The organism is Cellvibrio sp. QJXJ (assembly GCF_024452345.1).
GTDB lineage: Bacteria > Pseudomonadota > Gammaproteobacteria > Pseudomonadales > Cellvibrionaceae > Cellvibrio.
This window is the reverse complement of the sequence record NZ_CP101662.1, coordinates 1,226,341-1,245,070: the sequence shown is the minus strand read 5'-3', so window position 1 is coordinate 1,245,070 and position 18,730 is coordinate 1,226,341. Positions and strand designations below refer to the sequence as shown.

Annotated in this window: 20 protein-coding genes; 16 read left to right on the top strand and 4 right to left on the bottom strand. The window is 45.9% G+C overall.

All coding sequences use genetic code 11. From position 1 onward, the window contains the following. Positions 1–5: 5 nt before the first annotated feature. Positions 6–653: an HAD-IA family hydrolase gene (locus tag NNX04_RS05265; RefSeq protein ID WP_261947705.1), complete on the top strand. Its 648-nt coding sequence runs from the start codon at positions 6–8 to the stop codon at positions 651–653. On the opposite strand, the gene NNX04_RS05260 is transcribed toward NNX04_RS05265, so the two are convergent. After that, a complete protein-coding gene (locus NNX04_RS05260; protein WP_261947704.1) occupies positions 620–1,237 on the bottom strand; it encodes a Maf family protein in 618 nt (205 codons plus the stop codon). The two genes, NNX04_RS05265 and NNX04_RS05260, sit on opposite strands and share 34 nt — an antisense overlap. 130 nt (positions 1,238–1,367) lie before the next feature. Between NNX04_RS05260 and NNX04_RS05255 the strand changes: the two genes are divergently transcribed. The 13 genes from NNX04_RS05255 to NNX04_RS05195 all read left to right on the top strand — a co-directional run bounded on the left by NNX04_RS05255 (position 1,368) and on the right by NNX04_RS05195 (position 12,736). Continuing rightward, entirely contained in the window at positions 1,368–1,901 is a 534-nt protein-coding gene (locus NNX04_RS05255; RefSeq protein WP_261947703.1) for a YceD family protein, read from the top strand. A gap of 40 nt (positions 1,902–1,941) precedes the next feature. Next, positions 1,942–2,124, top strand: coding sequence for a 50S ribosomal protein L32 (gene rpmF / locus NNX04_RS05250; protein ID WP_040391629.1), 183 nt, complete (start codon positions 1,942–1,944; stop codon positions 2,122–2,124). Between the two features lie 57 nt (positions 2,125–2,181). Further along, positions 2,182–3,153: a phosphate acyltransferase PlsX gene (plsX, locus tag NNX04_RS05245; protein ID WP_410004079.1), complete on the top strand. Its 972-nt coding sequence runs from the start codon at positions 2,182–2,184 to the stop codon at positions 3,151–3,153. 32 nt (positions 3,154–3,185) lie between these two features. Further along, positions 3,186–4,127: an ACP S-malonyltransferase gene (fabD, locus tag NNX04_RS05240; RefSeq protein ID WP_261947701.1), complete on the top strand. Its 942-nt coding sequence runs from the start codon at positions 3,186–3,188 to the stop codon at positions 4,125–4,127. 45 nt (positions 4,128–4,172) lie between these two features. After that, a complete protein-coding gene (gene fabG / locus NNX04_RS05235) occupies positions 4,173–4,916 on the top strand; it encodes a 3-oxoacyl-ACP reductase FabG (protein ID WP_261948393.1) in 744 nt (247 codons plus the stop codon). 191 nt (positions 4,917–5,107) lie between these two features. After that, a complete protein-coding gene (gene acpP, locus NNX04_RS05230; RefSeq protein ID WP_007640684.1) occupies positions 5,108–5,344 on the top strand; it encodes an acyl carrier protein in 237 nt (78 codons plus the stop codon). Between the two features lie 212 nt (positions 5,345–5,556). Beyond that, the gene (fabF, locus tag NNX04_RS05225) at positions 5,557–6,798 is read left to right on the top strand and encodes a beta-ketoacyl-ACP synthase II (RefSeq protein ID WP_007640686.1); all 1,242 of its coding nucleotides are present in this window, start codon (positions 5,557–5,559) and stop codon (positions 6,796–6,798) included. 84 nt (positions 6,799–6,882) lie between these two features. Beyond that, positions 6,883–7,758 (top strand): aminodeoxychorismate lyase, encoded by an 876-nt coding sequence (gene pabC / locus NNX04_RS05220; RefSeq protein WP_261947700.1) that lies wholly within the window; start codon positions 6,883–6,885, stop codon positions 7,756–7,758. Next, complete coding sequence (gene mltG / locus NNX04_RS05215; protein WP_261947699.1) at positions 7,748–8,827, top strand: endolytic transglycosylase MltG; 1,080 nt, start codon at positions 7,748–7,750, stop codon at positions 8,825–8,827. The genes pabC and mltG overlap by 11 nt, the downstream gene beginning before the upstream one ends. A 165-nt stretch (positions 8,828–8,992) precedes the next feature. Then, complete coding sequence (locus tag NNX04_RS05210) at positions 8,993–10,714, top strand: glutamine--tRNA ligase/YqeY domain fusion protein (protein WP_261947698.1); 1,722 nt, start codon at positions 8,993–8,995, stop codon at positions 10,712–10,714. Between the two features lies 1 nt (position 10,715). Beyond that, positions 10,716–12,116 (top strand): cysteine--tRNA ligase, encoded by a 1,401-nt coding sequence (gene cysS, locus NNX04_RS05205; RefSeq protein WP_261947697.1) that lies wholly within the window; start codon positions 10,716–10,718, stop codon positions 12,114–12,116. A 28-nt stretch (positions 12,117–12,144) separates the two neighbouring features. Beyond that, on the top strand, positions 12,145–12,345 hold the full coding sequence (locus NNX04_RS05200; RefSeq protein WP_261947696.1) for a hypothetical protein: 201 nt from the start codon (positions 12,145–12,147) through the stop codon (positions 12,343–12,345). Between the two features lie 70 nt (positions 12,346–12,415). Continuing rightward, positions 12,416–12,736 (top strand): hypothetical protein, encoded by a 321-nt coding sequence (locus tag NNX04_RS05195; RefSeq protein ID WP_151057500.1) that lies wholly within the window; start codon positions 12,416–12,418, stop codon positions 12,734–12,736. Here the strand turns inward: NNX04_RS05195 and NNX04_RS05190 are convergent. After that, entirely contained in the window at positions 12,717–13,517 is an 801-nt protein-coding gene (locus tag NNX04_RS05190) for a cytochrome C assembly family protein (RefSeq protein ID WP_151057502.1), read from the bottom strand. The genes NNX04_RS05195 and NNX04_RS05190 overlap by 20 nt on opposite strands. Positions 13,518–13,773: 256 nt before the next feature. Here NNX04_RS05190 and ffh point away from each other — a divergent pair, with 256 nt between their 5' ends. Beyond that, positions 13,774–15,162: a signal recognition particle protein gene (gene ffh, locus NNX04_RS05185; protein WP_261947695.1), complete on the top strand. Its 1,389-nt coding sequence runs from the start codon at positions 13,774–13,776 to the stop codon at positions 15,160–15,162. A gap of 686 nt (positions 15,163–15,848) precedes the next feature. Here the strand turns inward: ffh and NNX04_RS05180 are convergent. Both NNX04_RS05180 and NNX04_RS05175 read right to left on the bottom strand, forming a co-directional pair. Next, positions 15,849–17,273: a DEAD/DEAH box helicase gene (locus tag NNX04_RS05180; protein WP_040391637.1), complete on the bottom strand. Its 1,425-nt coding sequence runs from the start codon at positions 17,271–17,273 to the stop codon at positions 15,849–15,851. Continuing rightward, on the bottom strand, positions 17,270–17,812 hold the full coding sequence (locus NNX04_RS05175; protein ID WP_040391639.1) for a hypothetical protein: 543 nt from the start codon (positions 17,810–17,812) through the stop codon (positions 17,270–17,272). Before NNX04_RS05175 ends, NNX04_RS05180 begins: the two co-directional genes overlap by 4 nt. Positions 17,813–17,979: 167 nt before the next feature. Here NNX04_RS05175 and NNX04_RS22885 point away from each other — a divergent pair, with 167 nt between their 5' ends. Next, positions 17,980–18,141 carry a hypothetical protein gene (locus NNX04_RS22885; protein ID WP_232283047.1) on the top strand — a complete coding sequence of 54 codons (162 nt, stop codon included), beginning with the start codon at positions 17,980–17,982 and terminating at the stop codon, positions 18,139–18,141. The last annotated feature ends 589 nt before the right edge of the window (positions 18,142–18,730 follow it).

The following is an 18,730-nucleotide window of genomic DNA, read 5'->3' as shown; positions in this document are numbered from 1 at the left end:
GATAATTGCTGTTTATTTTTGATTGGGATGGCACTCTGAGTGATTCAAAAGCCAAAATTACCAACGCTATGCAGCTTGCTGCGCAGGATATGGGGTGGGTGCCGCTAGCTGATCACCATATCCACAATATTATTGGACTGGGATTGCCGGAGGCCATTCACCGCTTGTATCCCGAAGTTGATTTGCCTGGGCGTCAGCGTTTGCGCGATGCCTATGCGACCCATTTTTTATCACTTGATGAGGCTCGTCCATCCGATTTTTTCCCTGGGGTGATGGATACTCTGCATCGTCTTAAGGCTGATGGACATACATTGACTATTGCCACGGGAAAAAGCCGCAAGGGATTGGATCGCATCTTTGGTGTTCTGGGTATGGCTGATTTTTTTCATGCTACCCGCTGCGCCGACGAGACAGCCTCCAAGCCTGATCCTTTAATGCTGGAAGAGCTGCTGAATGAGTTTGGTGTGGCAGCGGGCGAGGCGGTGATGATAGGTGATACTGAATACGATATGGAGATGGCGCGCCGCATTCATATGCCCCGTATTGCGGTCAGCTACGGGGCGCATCATATTGACCGCTTGCACAGCTATCAGCCTGAGCTGTGTTTAAATCGGTTTGATCAATTGCTTGCGTGGGAAAAACTGGTTGGCTGATTGAGTGGATCCACTCCTTCTTTGGCAAGCATTTGGGTGAGGGCAATCAGTGGCAGGCCTGTCAGTGTATTTGGGTCATCACCTGCAAGTTGTTCAAACAAGCAAATCCCCAATCCTTCCGATTTAAAACTGCCGGCGCAATCGTAGGGTTGCTCGCGCTGCAGGTAGTTTTCTATTTGCTCATCAGACAAGTTGCGAAACCGGACTTTATAGGTTTCAACACTAGTTTGGGTGCGGTTTGTTGTTGGGTTGAGTAGGCACAAGCCCGTCAAAAAGGTGACTTCGCGTTGGCGAAAATTTCTGAGTTGGATAACTGCATTTGAATGGGTATAGGGTTTGCCGAGGATGCGGTTGTCGATTGTTGCTACTTGATCCGATCCGATAATCAAGCGGTTTGGATAGGTGCTGGCAAGGTGGCGAGCTTTGGTTTCAGCGAGTCTGCACACTAGTTGCGCAGGGCTTTCTCCTGGTTGGTGGCTTTCATCTATATCCGGGCTTGCCCAGTCGAAGGTTAGCCCCAGTTTTTGTAATAACTGACGGCGATAGATGGAGCTTGATGCGAGCAGTATCTTTGGGTGTGTCATGAAATGGCTGCACTTTAAGAGTGGAGAAACGCTAAATAAGGGTGCAATTCTACTCTCAAGCCACTAAATAGCGCTATTTAACCAGTTTTTCTTTGACACTGCAGGGCGATATCCCTATGATGGCGCGCTTATGATTAAGACCCCTCCTAATAAAGTTCTGCCACGGCAGGGTGATCCTCGGAAATTCGCTCAACATGGCGTTGTTCTAGAGGGTTGCATTGCTGTTTCTGACCTGCCTCGCGTTACTGAGGCTACAGAAAGCATAGGTGGAGAGATTCAGGTAAAACTTGAATTTAAAATTAGCGAGGAGAAGAAAAAGGTTGTTGTTGGAACTGCGCATGCTGATTTATCGTTAATCTGTCAGCGTTGCTTAGAACCAGTAACAGTTCCTGTTCAAAGCGACATCTCACTCGGAATTGTATGGGACGAAGATGGGGCAAATAAACTGCCACCACACTTTGAGCCTTGGATTGCGGCTGAGGGAATGGCAGATCTCTACGAGATGATCGAAGAGGAGCTGCTGTTAAGTTTACCTGCCGTTGCTTATCACGAAGAACCTTGCATCGATAGCAAGCTTTATTCAAGTGGCAAACCGGTAGAGGTAAAAAGAGAGAAAAACCCATTTCAGGTGTTGGAACAATTAAAGAGCTCGCCGAAACCCTGAGGCGCCTCGGTTCCAACGAGTAAGTAAATAGGAGCAAACCATGGCAGTTCAACAAAACAAAAAATCTCGTTCAAAGCGCGACATGCGTCGTTCACATGATGCCTTGACTGGCCCAACCTTATCAGTTGACGCTACCAGCGGTGAGAAACACCTGCGTCACCATGTGACTGCTGACGGTTTCTATCGCGGCCGTAAAGTGATTGATAAAGGCAACGACGAGTAATTTTTTACTCAAGACGACTGCACCTTGTCGGCAAGAATTCGAATAGCGGTTGACGCTATGAGCGGGGACTTAGGTCCCCGCGTTGCTATTTCTGCAGCACAACTTTTTGTGGCTCAGTACCCCGATGTAGATTTGTTGCTTGTTGGTAATGAATCACTGCTCCTTCCTTCTGTTTCAAAACATAAAAGCTACAGTGCTCGCCTATCGGTGCTTCATGCTGCCGAGGTTGTTGCTATGAGCGATGATCCCTTGTTTGCATTGCGCCATAAGAAAGGCTCATCAATGTGGCTATCTTTAGAGCAGTTGCGTGGCGGTAAGGTTGATGCCTGCGTCAGCGCAGGCAATACCGGTGCATTGCTGGCGATGAGTAAGTTTCTGGTAAAAACATTTCCTGGGGTGGATCGTCCGGCAATTTGTAAGCCTATGCCGGTTGATATGGGCTTAACCTATATGCTGGATCTCGGTGCCAATATTAATTGCACTGCGGGGCAGTTGCATCAGTTTGCGCAAATGGGAAATGTGTTATCCAAAGCGGGTGGTGTTGTGTCGCCACGTGTTGCATTGCTTAATATCGGTTCGGAAGAGCAGAAAGGTACTGAGGTATTGCAACTGGCGCGGCAGCTTATGATTAATGATTCGCGTATAAATTATTCAGGGTTTGTAGAGGCGAGTGCAATTTTTTCTGGTGTGGTCGATGTGATTGTTTGTGATGGCTTTCATGGCAATATCGCACTCAAAGCCAGTGAGGGAGTTGCGCGATTTGCCCAGGAAAAAATGTTTAAAATTGCACATAAAAATGCGCTGAATAAATTTTTATCGACTCTCGCGTGGCCGCTACTGCGCCAAATGCGACGAGAATTAGACCCCTCCTCATACAATGGTGCTAGTCTTTTGGGGTTGCAAAAGCCCGTAATAAAAAGTCACGGCAATGCAAATATAAATGCTTTTTTGCAGGCGTTAATTGTTGCTCGTGAACAGGTTGTCCGGCAAATTCCTCTATTAATTCAAAAAGAATTTCAACTCAATTAATTGTTAGTGATAAAAGAGAATCGTTAATTACTATGACTACTCAACATCTTGCTTTTGTTTTTCCTGGTCAAGGATCTCAAAAAATTGGCATGCTGGCTGAATTGGCTGCAGAGTTCCCAGCGGTGCAGAAAACGTTCGCTGAGGCTTCTGAGGTATTGGGATATGACTTGTGGGCATTGGTGCAAACTGGTGCACAAGAAGACATTAATTTAACTGAGCGCACGCAACCTTTATTGTTGGCAGCAAGTGTCGCTGTATATCGGGTGTGGCAACAAAAGAGCGGCGCTCAACCTGCATTTATGGCGGGACATAGTTTGGGTGAGTGGTCTGCACTGGTATGTGCAGGGGTAGTTGCATTTAAAGATGCGGTTAAGCTTGTGCAGCAGCGCGGTAAGTTTATGCAGGAAGCTGTTCCCGCGGGGCAAGGGGCTATGGCGGCCATTATCGGGCTGGATGATGCGCTCATTGTTGACGCTTGTAAAAAAGCAGAGCAGGGTGAAGTCGTTTCTGCGGTGAACTTTAACTCGCCGGGTCAGGTGGTTATTGCAGGCGCCGTTGCGGCTGTTGAGCGTGCGAGCATATTGTGTAAAGAGGCGGGTGCGAAGCGTGCTTTGCCTTTGCCTGTAAGTGCACCGTTTCATACGGAGTTGATGCGTCCTGCCGCGGAACGTTTGGCCGAACAAATTACTGCCACTAGTTTTACTATTCCAACTATTCCTGTTGTTCATAACGTTACAGCAGGGGTTGAAATGAATCCGGAAAAAATTAAAGCATTAATGATTGAGCAAATCTTTAGTCCTGTTCGTTGGGTGGAGTGCGTTAATACACTTGCATCCAAAGGGGTTTCGCTGACACTGGAGTGCGGTCCGGGCAAGGTATTATCTGGTCTAAATAAGCGTATCAATTCAGAGCTAAGCACGGTCTCCGTCGAAAAGCCTGAAGAATTGAGTGCCGCACTGGCGATGATTGAATAATTTTCACCGACAAATTGAACTGATTTTTTTCAGGAAGACATAATGATGAATCTAAATGATAAGGTTGCATTGGTGACTGGTGCCAGTCGCGGTATTGGAGCTGCTATTGCGGAGCAATTAGGCAAAGCGGGCGCTGTTGTGATTGGTACCGCGACAAGCGTTTCTGGCGCGGAAAAAGTCACTGCGCGCTTTGCCGAATTGGGTGTTCGCGGTGCCGGTAAGGTATTGAACGTTACCGATGCGGACTCGGTTGCCGCATTGTTAAAAGAGGTGGGTGAGGAGTTCGGTGCACCAGCGATTTTGGTTAACAATGCAGGAATCACTAAAGACAATCTGTTGATGCGGATGAGTGATGAGGAATGGTTTGATGTTATCAATACCAATCTCAGCTCTATCTATCGCCTGAGTAAAGGCGTATTGCGTGGCATGATGAAAGCTCGCTGGGGTCGTATCATTAATATCAGTTCCGTAGTGGGAGCTATGGGTAACCCCGGGCAATCCAACTACGCAGCGACCAAAGCTGGTGTATCGGGTTTTGCACGCTCTCTGGCAGCTGAGGTAGGGTCGCGTAATATCACTGTTAATACTGTAGCGCCGGGTTTTATTGATACGGATATGACCAAAGTATTACCTGAAGAGCAAAAGCAGCAGTTGTTGTCGCGTATTCCTTTGGGGCGTCTTGGTGCGCCAGAGGAGATTGCTTCCGTGGTTGTTTTCCTGGCAAGTGATGCGGGTGGATACATCAGCGGAGAGACAATTCATGTCAATGGCGGCATGTATATGTCGTAATTTTTTATTATAACCTTTTGTTTTTTAAAGGTTATTTTCTAATTTTTAAAGAAATTTAGCACTTGGCATTACAACAATCTTAAAATCGATGTAAAATGCGCGACGATTTTGAGCGGAACGCCAGACTTGATAAGTTTGGTTTGAATTGTCAGGTGTTTCGAATACATAACCACTAGGAGTTACATAACATCATGAGTAGCATTGAAGAACGCGTAAAAAAGATCGTTGCTGAGCAACTGGGTGTGAAAGAAGACGAAGTTAAAAATGAAGCTTCTTTCGTCGAAGATCTGGGCGCTGATTCTTTGGATACCGTAGAGTTGGTAATGGCTCTCGAAGAAGAATTCGAAACTGAAATCCCTGATGAAGAAGCCGAGAAAATCACTACCGTTCAATTGGCTATTGATTACATCAATGCCAACCTGGCGTAATTTGCCGGCTCGGTTTAATTTGGCGATTAGCTGATTTCTGGTTTAGAAAAGCCGTATTATTGCAAAATAGTACGGCTTTTTCTTTTTGTTATTCCGTGTTCATTTGCGTGATATAGCAAATGAATAATCAAGATTACTGACGGCAGCAGAGCGCAAAATTACCCTAACGCTGGTAATCATTGAGCGATGTGTCATGTAGGAGAACCGCGAAGGTGTCACGTAAAAGAGTTGTAGTCACTGGCTTGGGTATGATTAGTTCCCTGGGTAACACCGTTGCGGATACTTGGCATGGCATTGTTAATGGTAAGAGTGGTGTGGCAACTATCTCTCATTTTGATGCATCTGCTTTTACCACGCAGTTTAGTGCGTCCGTAAAAAATTTGGTGGTGGATGATTATTTCCCCGGCAAAGAAGCGCGCAAGATGGATCCATTCATCCAATACGGTATGGTTGCTGGTATTCAGGCGATTCGTGATTCCGGTCTTGAAATTAATGAGGCTAATGCGGGGCGTATTGGTGTTTCAATCGGTTCGGGTATTGGTGGCATAGGTACTATCGAAGAGGGTTCTGCAACTCTGGAGCACAAAGGCCCGCGTCGTATTTCTCCATTCTTTGTGCCCAGCGCAATTATCAACATGATCTCCGGTAATTTATCGATTATGTATGGTTTGCGTGGGCCAAATATTGCCATTACTACCGCCTGTACCACAGGCACCCACAGTATTGGTTTTGCCGCACGTATGATTCAGTACGGTGATGCCGATGTGATGGTGGCTGGTGGTGCTGAAATGGCAACAACCCCATTAGGTTTGGGTGGTTTTGCTGCTGCACGTGCTTTGTCTACTCGCAATGATAATCCGCAGGCGGCCAGTCGTCCTTGGGATAAAGACCGTGATGGTTTTGTGTTGGGTGATGGCGCCGGGGTGTTGGTGCTCGAAGAGTATGAGCATGCAAAAAAACGCGGCGCAAAAATTTATGCTGAGTTGATTGGCTTTGGTATGAGCGGCGATGCTTATCACATGACTTCGCCACCGGAAGATGGCTCAGGCGCTGCAGCGTCTATGCGTAACGCGATTTTGGATGCAGGTATTTCCCCTGAGTTGATCAATTACATTAATGCGCACGGCACCTCTACGCCTGCTGGTGATAAGGCGGAATGTGCGGCGGTTAAGTCGGTGATGGGTGCAGCATCGGCGCAAGTGGCTGTTAGCTCCACCAAATCCATGATTGGTCATTTGTTGGGGGCTGCTGGCGCCGTTGAGGCGATATTCAGCGTGCTGGCGATTCGCGATCAGGTCGCGCCGCCAACCATCAACCTGGATAACCCGGAAGATTCCTGTGCGGATCTCAATCTGGTGCCACATACCGCACAAGAGCGCAAAATTGATGCGGTTCTGTCCAATTCCTTTGGTTTTGGTGGTACTAATGGTTCATTGATTTTCCGTAAGGTGTAAGTGCTTGGATTATTATCACTTGTGATGATGTAAAAAATGACGCCGGACTGGAGACAGTCCGGCGTTTTTGTATAGACTGCAACTATGTCACTAAAACTTCCCTTTGTTAGCGTTAACGGTGTCCTTGATGCGGCTATTTCGCCGCTGGACCGTGGTTTTGCCTATGGCGATGGTATTTTCGAAACCTGTCGTTATCACGCGGGTGAAATACCGCTCTGGTTTTTTCATCGTGATCGTCTAGTGAGTAGTGCGCAACGGTTGCAAATCCCCCTGAATGAATCTGTGTTGATGACACAGCTGACAAGTGTGCTCAATCTGCTGCACTCTGCTGCGATAATGGCTGCGGTTGTGAAAATTCAGGTTACCCGAGGGGTGGGTGGGCGAGGTTATCGAATTCCACTCGATCTGGAGCCGACCTATTGCATCAGCGTTTTTCCTGCTGAGCCCTTGCATTCCAGTAATTATCTGAATGGTGTGGATGTGCGAATCTGTGAGCAGCGTCTGTCGACCAACAAGTCTCTAGCAGGGATGAAACATCTGAATCGTTTGGAGCAGATACTCGCGCGTGCTGAGTGGCAGGATGAGTATGCCGAAGGTTTGGTGATGGACGATTCGGGTAATTTGATTGAGGCTACAGTCAGCAATTTATTTGCGGTAAAAAACAAGCAGCTATATACCCCTGATCTGACCTTCTGCGGTGTGGCAGGTATTATGCGCCGTACTATTTTAGAAAACTTGGCTCCCCAATTAGCGCTGAATGTTGAAGTGGGGGCGATGAGTCTGGATTTTGTGTGCAGCGCCGACGAATTATTCTTGTGCAATAGTGTTTATGGTATATGGCCGGTTAATCGGTTGGTTGATCAACGTACCGCGCCAGCAATTGTTGCCAATTTTGCACAGCATTCCTTGACTCGCAAACTGCAAAATTCGGTCGAGCAATTCTTTTTGCGTGTTGATTGATGACTATCTGAATATGACCAAAAAAATCCCTCTCTCTGTAAAATTATTGGGCTTTGCCGCATTTATTTATCTTGCAGGATTAATGTCTGCGACATTTGCCTGGATGTTTGTTCAAAAGTGGCTCGCTACACCGCTTGCAATTTCTGAGCAGGGGTATAGGTACGAATTAAAGCCCGGCCAGTCATTGGGGCATCTTGCATATGCCTTGGGAAATGATCAGGTCATTCAATATCCTCGTTTGCTGCGTCTTTATGCGCGAGCCACTGATCTGAATAAGGTTCATGCTGGCGAATACTTTTTTCCACAGGGAACTACGCCGAGAACGTTGCTAGAAAAATTGTCCAAAGGTGATGTGGTACTTTATCAAGTCACTTTTGTGGAGGGGTGGACGTATAAGCAAGCACTGAGCGCCCTGGCAAAGATTGATGCAGTTAAGCAGCTTTTGCCTGGTAAATCTGAGCAAGAGCAGATTGAGTTATTAGATATTCCGGTAACCCAGTTAGAGGGATGGATTTTTCCCGACACTTACAGTTTTAGTCGCAATACCAGTGATGTTGAAATAGTGCAGGGTGCTTACCAAAAAATGTTGTCATTATTGAGTGCAGAGTGGGAGAAGCGCCCTCCTAATTTACCTTACAAATCGAGTTATGAAGCCTTAATTATGGCCTCCATTATTGAGCGTGAGACGGGGCATCATAGTGAGCGCGATCAGATTGCCGGTGTCTTTGTTCGCCGTTTACAACAGGGTATGAAATTGCAAACAGATCCTACGGTTATTTATGGCATGGGTGATCGCTACCAAGGGCGTATTCGGCGTGCAGATTTGCAGGAAGCGACTGATTACAATACCTATGTTATCCAAGGGCTTCCGCCAACACCTATAGCTCTACCCAGTGCTGCCTCGATACGCGCAGCGTTAAATCCGGCGGCGGGTAAGGCTTTGTATTTTGTAGCAAAAGGCGATGGTACCAGTGAGTTTTCTGAAACTCTGGCACAGCATAATGAGGCAGTAAGACGTTATCAGTTAAACCGGCGTAGTGATTATCGTGCCGCACCGCCTACGAAATAACCATTTTTCAGTGGACCATTCAGCATTATAAGTGCGGTATGAAAAATACTGTTGAGCCAGTACAATGGGTTCAGCACCACATGCCGTCCGGTTTTCTCCGGCGGTGTGATTCCCAATTTTCATAATCCCTGATTCACGATACCACCCTAACGGATTTGTTATTCCATGAGCGAAAATCATTCAGCGGTCAATGTTAGTGACACGAGCAATACCGAAATCAAAACCAAACCTTTACATTTTATCCAACAAATAATTCGCAAAGATTTGGAGCAGGGTGTACACAATAAAATTGTTACTCGTTTTCCGCCGGAACCTAATGGTTATTTGCATATAGGCCATGCCAAATCTATCTGCCTGAATTTTGGGATGGCAGAAGAGTTTGGTGGTGCCTGCAATTTGCGCTTTGACGATACCAATCCTGAAAAAGAAAACGAAGAATTCGTTAATTCCATCAAGCAGGATGTAGAGTGGTTAGGTTTTAAATGGGATGGTGCTGTGCGCTACACATCGGATTATTTTGATCAGTTGCACGCATGGGCTATACATTTAATCAACAATGGTTTGGCATTTGTTTGTGACTTAAGTGCAGAGCAAATGCGTGAGTATCGCGGTACTTTGATTGAGCCGGGTAAGAACAGTCCATTCCGCGAGCGCAGTGTGGACGAAAATCTCGCGTTGTTTGAAAAAATGCGCGCAGGAGCCTTTGAGGAAGGCGCTTGCTCGTTGCGCGCAAAAATTGATATGTCATCACCCAATATTAATTTGCGCGACCCTATTATTTATCGCATTAAGAAGGCTCATCATCATCAAACCGGCGACAAGTGGTGCATTTATCCTTCATACGATTTTGCCCATGGACAAAGCGATGCAATTGAAGGAATTACCCACTCCATTTGCACCCTTGAATTTGAAGACCATAAACCTTTGTACGATTGGTTTATCCAACACTTGCCGGTGCCAGCGGTGCCGCGTCAATATGAATTTGCGCGCTTGAATATTAATTATTCGGTAACGAGTAAACGTAAACTCAAGCAATTGGTTGATGAAAACCATGTTGATGGTTGGAATGACCCGCGTATGCCGACTATATCCGGTATGCGTCGCCGTGGATTTACACCAGCTGCGTTGCGCGATTTTTGCGAGCGTATCGGCGTTACCCGTTCGGATGGTATTGTCGATGTTGGTGTACTGGAATTTTGTGTGCGCGATGATTTGGATAAAGGCGCCCCGCGCGCTATGTGTGTATTGAAACCTTTGAAAGTGACGCTCACCAATTATCCTGCGGAACAAGTCGAAACCTTGGTTGTGCACAATCACCCCAATCGCGATGACTTGGGCGATCGCACTATTCCATTTACGCAAACGGTATTTATTGAGCAAGAAGATTTCCGCGAAGAAGCCAATAAAAAATACAAGCGTTTGGTTACTGGCAAGCGTGTACGTTTGCGTGGGGCATATGTAATTGAAGCTGATGAGGCGATCAAAGATTCTGCTGGCAATATTGTTGAAGTACGTGCACGAATTATCGAAGGCACCCTGGGTAAAGATCCTGCGGATGGTGTAAAGCCCAAGGGCGTTATTCACTGGGTATCGGCAACCAACAATCTCGATTGCGAAGTGCGTTTGTATAACCGTTTATTTACCGACGAAGCACCGGATGCCGGCGGTAAAAATTTCCTCGATTGCATCAATCCCGATAGTCTGGAAATTCTGCAGGGCTGTAAAGCAGAAATCAGTTTGGCAGGTGCAGTTGTTGGCAATAGCTACCAGTTTGAGCGCCAAGGTTATTTCTGTTTGGATAGCAAATACAGTACCGCAGAAAAGCCGGTATTCAACCGTACCATCAGTTTAAAAGACAGCTTCGGCAAAACAGAAGATCAGGAATAACATGCTGCAGATATACAACACACTCACGCGCCAAAAAGAAATTTTTAAACCGATATATCCGGGCAAGATTTCTATGTATGTCTGTGGTATCACCGTGTATGACTATTGCCATATTGGTCACGCGCGCGTGCTGGTCGCTTTTGATGTCATTACCAAATTCCTGCGCAGCCAGGGTTGGGATGTTAGCTATGTGCGTAACATTACCGATATCGACGATAAGATTATCAAGCGTGCCAATGAGAATGGTGAAGAGTTTTCAGCGCTGACCAAACGCTTTATCGATTATATGCATGAAGACGAAGCCCGCTTGGGGATTGCCCGCCCCGATATTGAACCGCGCGCAACGGCCTACATCGATCAAATTGTTGATATGAACAAAACGTTGATCGACAAAGGATTTGCTTATGCAGCTAGTAATGGTGATGTGTATTACCGCGTAACGCGCTTCGCCGATTACGGCAAGCTCACCAACAAAAACGTTGATGAGTTATTGGTTGGTGCGCGCATCGAAGTTGATGAAGTCAAAGAAGATCCCCGTGATTTTGTTTTGTGGAAAGCCGCGAAGGCAGGAGAGCCTGCATGGAAATCCCCTTGGGGAAATGGCCGTCCCGGTTGGCATATTGAATGCTCTGCGATGAGCAAAAATTGCTGCGGTGAAACGTTTGATATTCACGGTGGTGGTCCCGACTTGCCATTTCCGCACCATGAAAATGAAATCGCCCAAAGTGAAGCGGCTAACGGTTGCAAGTATGTCAATTATTGGATGCATGCTGGTGCGGTGCGTGTTGATGGCGAAAAAATGTCGAAATCACTCGGCAATTTTTTCACTATTCGCGATGTGCTGGAAAAGTATCACCCCGAAGTCGTGCGCTTTTTATTGGTTAGCAGCCATTATCGCAGCCCGATTAATTATGCAGAAGATAATTTAATTGAGGCACGTACTGGACTTGAGCGTTTCTACGGCGCTTTACGTGATTATGCTGATGTTTTGCCAACATCTTTGACTGCAATGACAGCAAGCCCTTACTACACCGCATTCGTTGAAGCCATGAACGATGACTTTAATACCCGTGTTGCCTTGGCGGGTATGTTTGATTTGGTGCGTGATTTAAACAACGCTAAAAGTAATCCTGATTTGGCCTGTGATCTCGCTGGTCAGTTGAAGGCATTGGGATTGATTTTAGGCGTGTTGCAGGAAAATCCTGAAGTGTTTTTGCAGGCTGGTGGTTCAGAGCAAATTGCAGCAGACGATGTCGAACGTTTGATTGCGGAACGTATCCAGGCCAAAAAAGATAAACAATATGCGCGCGCGGATGAAATTCGCAAAGAGTTGCTTGCAGCGGGTGTGGTACTGGAAGATGCCCGTGACGGTACTACGCAGTGGCGCCGTGAATCTACTTAATAGCTCGTTACTCTAAGGTTTTGTCCCTATGCAAGTTCAGCTTTTTAACGAATACGCCATTTATTTTGCCTTGGGGTTTTTAGTAATTTATGTCCTGGCGCAGTTGCTTGTTTCAAAGCACCCTAGATTTCAAGCGCTTTCGGCAATACAAAAAAGTGTAACGGTTAAAGTCATTGCACTGTCAGGTTTTATTTTGGTGTATGTAATTTTGAATCTATTTGTTGAGTGATTTTAGACATTTTCTTCGTTGTTTTTTTGTGTAAAACCGTTTTATTTGTTAATTACTTTGCAGGCTTTATATGGTCATTCGCAAACTACTTCGTAATCGCGGACTTGGCGTAAATCTTATAGCTGGTTTTAGTTTTATCTTACTGGCAGTTTACGCTTGGGGTTTGAGTTGGGCGGAGTTGGGCGCTTATCTTCTGGTTATTTTAGTTTTTTTACTGGGCTTGATTATTGCGGCTGCATTATGCGGCTGGATTCTGCGCAAACTAATGACTAAAAGCGAGTGGAATCCTGTAGAGCCTGATCAAAATGTAAAAATCGAAAAAAGCCAATCTGCTGAAAAGCTTGGATCTTCATCTCGCGATGAATCGGGCACTAAATCCGATGCAAAATAATCTCCAGTACTAATTTACTGCCAAAGTAAGCAAGCATGAGGCAAACAAAACCTGCCAATGTCCAGCGGATTGCGGTGTTTCCTCTCCAACCTAACTGGTGGCGTCCCCAGAGCAGCAGAGCATAAATCAGCCATGCGACCAGTGCAAAAATGGTTTTGTGTGCAAGATGTTGCGCAAACATATCTTCTAAAAAATAAAATCCTGAGGCTATAGCGAGGGTTAGCAATATCTCTCCTACCCATAAAAATTCAAACAGCAGTGCCTCCATGGTTTGTAATGGAGGCAGTAAGCGCGAACTGGTAGTGAGTTGTTTATTTTTCAATGCGTGGTTTTGGTAGGCCAGTAATAGGGCCTGTAGACTGGCAATAGTAAGTAGGCTGTATGCCAGTACCGACAATACAACGTGGATCGCAATGTGGTAGCTCAACGATTGCTGCCAATCGCTGTTACTACTGATGATCGATGTCAGCACAGAAATAGCAGAGAGTGGAAATAACAATAAAAATAGATTGTGTAAGGCTTTCTTTATACTGCTAAAAAGAACAATCGCATTGATCACCCAAAAAATCAGTGAAGATGCAGAAAAAAGGCTGACATTCAGGTTGTCGCCTTTGACGCTTAGACCATAGACCCCGATCCCGTGTGCGATTAACGCCAAGCCTGCTGTACCGATCAGGTATTTGGGTTGCAATGCCTGTTGGCGTATAAATTGGCTACCAAAGTAGGCGGCAGCAGCACTGTAGATTAATAGTGCGATCAGGTTGGCGCTGAGTGTGATCATCTTGGTAAGGCTAATCCGTAAAGGGCGGAAACACTGAGTTAAGGGGCAAGTGTGTCATAAGGTTTTTGTAAAGAGAAGGGTAAATGAGAAACATCCTTATCCAATTTAACCGGCTGACCTGATTGTTGATTGCGCCTTTGCTTGCCCCTTTATGCTGGCTTTGAGGTTATAATCGCCTCCACTTTTTATGGGCCGACCTTGGGCTAATCCAAGAGGTTTGGCCCGCCGCAAATCAACTGATTGTTTGAGATAGGCTATGTTTGAGAATCTAACCGACCGTTTATCCCACACGCTGCGCAGCATCACCGGCAAGGCGCGTCTCAGCGAAGACAATATCAAAGATGCCCTGCGCGATGTGCGCAAAGCGCTGCTCGAAGCAGACGTCGCACTGCCGGTAGTAAAGGCATTTATCGATCAGGTTCGCAGTCGGGCACTTGGCCAACAAATTAGCAAGGCACTTAATCCTGGGCAGCAATTTATTAAGATTGTAGAGGCCGAGTTGATTGCTACCATGGGGCAGGCAAATGAATCCCTGAACCTCGCCCAGCAGCCACCCGCGGTCGTTTTGATGGCGGGTTTACAGGGGGCGGGTAAGACAACTTCGGTTGCCAAGCTGGCGCGCTTCCTGAAAGAGCGTGAAAAGAAAAAAGTATTAGTAGTGAGTGCTGACGTATATCGTCCCGCGGCTATCCAACAGTTACAGACATTGGCGGCAGAAGTGGGTGTCGAGTGTTACCCATCGACTGGGGAACAAAAGCCATTGGATATTGCACGCAATGCAATCGACCACGCGAAAAAGCAATTTTTTGATGTGTTGGTTGTTGACACGGCCGGTCGTTTGCATATCGATGAAGACTTGATGACTGAAATCAAAGATCTTCACGCGGCTATCAACCCTATTGAAACACTGTTTGTTATCGATGCCATGATTGGCCAGGATGCGGTTAATACTGCAAAAGCGTTTAACGATGCGCTGCCTTTGACGGGTGTGATCCTGACCAAAGCCGACGGTGATGCTCGCGGCGGCGCAGCACTCTCTGTGCGCCACATTACCGGTAAACCCATTAAGTTTTTGGGCATGGGTGAAAAAGTTGATGCACTCGAACCATTTCATCCTGACCGTATTGCCTCGCGTATTTTAGGCATGGGTGATGTGCTCTCGCTCATTGAGCAAGCTGAGCGCACTATCGATAAAGAAAAGGCCGAAAAATTAATTAAGAAAGTTACCAAGGGTCAGAAATTTGATTTGGAGGATTTGCGCGATCAATTGCAGCAAATGCAAAACATGGGTGGTTTGACCTCCATGTTGGACAAGTTGCCGGGCTTAGGGAACGTAGCGCAAATGGCGCAGACCGCAAACATGGGCAAACAATTTAAAACCATGGAAGCCATTATTAACTCGATGACGCCGGAGGAGCGCCGCAACCCGGATGATTTAAGTGGTTCGCGCAAACGTCGCATTACCATGGGCTCCGGTACACAAATTCAGGACTTGAACCGTTTGTTAAAACAATACAAACAAATGGCGAAAATGATGGGCAAAATGAAAGGTGGTGGCATGCAGAAAATGATGCGTGGCATTGGCGGTATGATGCCAGGCGGGATGCCACCAGGCGGCGGCTTACCGCCAGGAATGCGCAAGTAATACCTATTTGCTGCACACGATTAGTTTTGAAAAGACCGCCGGTGGGCGGTTTTTTTATGGCAGATTGTTTAACGGGTTTCGCCGTGTAGTGTGAGTACCAGGTTGCGGTTGCCGCCATAATTGCGGTGCTCGCATAAAAGGTACACCTAAGTGACAAAACACATGGCAAATGTAATTCATTGAATAGTAAGGTTATTTTTGTGAAACGTTTTGTCATGTAGATTCTCATAATTAGGCCTATTTTTTTGCTATATCACATGTCAGGTTTTAACGCTTTTACTTGAAAACCAAAATCGTGTGGACAATAGGAGCCGATAACATTGAACCATATTATAAAGTATTACTTTCAGAGTGAAGTATTCCAGCGAGACTTCTGGTTCAAACTCCGCTTACCATTCTAAAAGCCTGCCAGTATTTACAATCAAAAGCTAGTGACATAGAGGGTTCAAATTTCTTTATCACTGCAGCTATTAAACCTACCTTTGCAGGAAAAGATCCCCCCTCGTTGAACTTCCGTGCATCCAGTATTGGTAAATTTTTCGTCTGTTGTCTCCCTTGACAGTATTAATCTAATGATCTTATGGTGGGGGATTGTCATGTTTTATCAACGCTAAACGATGCTTTGCTATACCACTATAAAAAATGTGGTTAGAAAGGATAATTGTGTTTTTTCCATTCTACTCTAATCAAAAGGGGCTGCTAGATTCTTGCGTATAAAGCTGATGCAATTGCAGCAATTCTTTACGAAACCGACCAAATACGTTGATGGTGGTATCATAGGATTTTGCCAACATTGAAATGTGGATAGGTGGTAGATCATCTATATTGGTTTGCAACTCGCCTACAGGCATATTTTCAAAAGTAATTTCTGTTATGTCTTCAAATTGTTGCGGTTCTTGTAGTTTGATCGCTAATGGCTTTTCATCGTCACTATTTGGCATTGTTTCGCGTCGAATAGTTGCAGATTCCGGTATTTCTTCTGCCACACGATTCGCGTATTCCCCTAAATTGGGTTCGGCCGGTAAATACAAATAACTTTCACCGGGAACATCGCCCATACGTAAAACACGTCCCAATACTTGCCGAAGATGCAATTCTGTTTTGACTCGTGTCAGGTGGCAGCACACGCGCAGTCGTGGAATGTTAGTGCCTTCACTCACCATCCCTACGGAAATAATCCAAGGCTGGGTGCTGTTTCTAAAAGAATTTATAGTACCGTGGGCATCTTCATCCATGTAAGTAGCAACACAGGCTCGCTGGCCTAAGTGACGTTCCAGTAGTGTCGCAATCTTATAAGCATGATTTACTGATGCGGCGACGATAAGGCCGCCCGCATTCTCGTGCTGCTTGCGAATTTGCATTAACTTTTTTGAGGATTGTTTTAGTAGATACACAATCAGTGCATCGATACCAATCAGTTGTTGGTATGAGCAATCTGATAGTTTGAGTAACTCAGCGAAAGATGAATATTTCTCTGTTGTATCACCCCGTTTTACGACTATGCGATCATTGTCCACCAACGTGATGCTGGGAGCCCGACACACCTTTTCCTGAATAGCCTGCGCCATTCCATAAATAAAATCACAGCGGATTTTGTTGTGCTGACAGTAACTGGATAAAGCGATGGGGATTCGGTCAGAGCGCCAAGGTGTGCCGGTCAAGGCAATGGTATATGCCGCGCGCCCCTGAATATGCTGAATAATGGTTTGCCCCCACGCATTGGCGTTTTCAAAATTATCACCTGCGCAGTGATGTATCTCATCAAAAATTACTAGCACGTGATGGGTTTGAAACAATGCCCAAAATGCATCTCCCAAACTCAACATCGATTGATATGTTAAAGACTGTCCCCTTGATCCGAGGCGACCATCCATCCGAAAGCCGGTATGAACTTCCAGCGCTTGTTGAAAATCGGACGACACAATGATTGAGGGCGAAAAACACAATACCAAATCGACCATGCCCTGCTGTAAAAGCCGGTGCGCCAACGTTGCCGCCATGACGGTCTTGCCTGCGCCGGGGGTCGCGAGACACAGGAAGTGATTATCTTCATTCTTGAATTTCGACAGAGCCTGTTCAACACATCGGAATTGCCAGCGTCGTAACTTCATTGCGCCAAACCTGTTTGCCTCGCCAACAGGCTTTCAAGGGCTTTCACTCGCCCGAGCAATTTGGAGCACTTGTCACGGGATTGGTTGTACAGAGGTTGTATATCATCTTGCAGCTCGGGAATCTCGCTGCAAATTGCATCATATTCCTCGGTCTCGCCCATTGCGGACAACATTTCCAATTTGTGCCGATTTAGCCGCTCTTGCAGGCTCTGGCGAGGAATATCGTTTGTAACTGTAGCTCTTACCGGAGCCGCCGATGGTGCTGTAGTCACTATTGTGGTTGCGCACTCCTGCGTTTTAAACAGGGGTGTTAGTCGATATAAGGGCCAGCCGCTATCGACAACGACCTTAGTCAATTCCCCATTATCGATAAGGCGGAGCATGTTGCGATAAACAAACTGTCGAGCGGCTTTTTTGGAACTATGAAGGCATGCCGAATTGTTCAAATAAGCTTTTGTGAGATCGTGTACGGTGAATTCTCGGTTTACCAGTAATGAGAATGCCGAGAGTAGCCCGGACTTAACTGTGAGAGATTTCATGATAGAAATTGACGCCTCATGTCTCGAATTTCGCGCCATTCTATCCTGTCTCTATCATCGAGACAATGAAATCATCTCCTTACTCACCTCACTACGAAAAGTTACGGTTCTGGCTAAAAAAACAGCGGGAGGCCAGTGGTTTGACACTCCGTGAGGCCTCACTCGCCATGAGACGGCACCATTCTGTGCTAGGCAAGATGGAGCAGGATCGACGGAAAATTGAAGTGCTTGAATTTGTAAGGTACTGCCAGGTACTGGGTGTTGATCCCCATGACGGTTTGGAGATCGTCATTAACTCTCTCAAAGACGAGATTGATACATCGCAATAAAATTAGCCTCGTCCATCTCTACGACAAATGATTTACAGTCATCTGCTTTCCTGTTTCGAAAAGCAATCCTGAAAGCAAAAGTAGTTGGATTTCAATTAGATTCATTTGATCTTTTTCCAATTAATTGCTGCGAGTTTTCCTCGAATCTATTAGCAAAATTCCTGATTGAAAAAATTGGTTTATCATCTCTGGAAATAGTCATCGGCGAAAATCGCTATAAAAAATCACATCGACATGTTTGGTTGAGGCTTGATGAAACTGACATAGATATTACCGCCAATCGATTTTCATCGACAGATAGAGCGGTCTTTGTTGAGGTGTGTAGCCAGAGGCATTAACAATTAGAAATAATTAACGTTGAAAACCCCAATCCGAAGTTGACTCAGCTCAATAGAGGCGCAAGAGCTGTACTGTTATATGTTTATAAAAAGATCCTTAACTGCCTCTTGTGAGCATGTCCAATTTAAAAATTAGTCGGTAAATCCTGTACATAAGCGCAGGGAATTGTTACTGCGGCTAATCCATTTCTGAGTTGTGTTTTCAGGGTTGCGCTACCCAATTTCCGGGCAATTAGTCTAAGGGCGCTCAT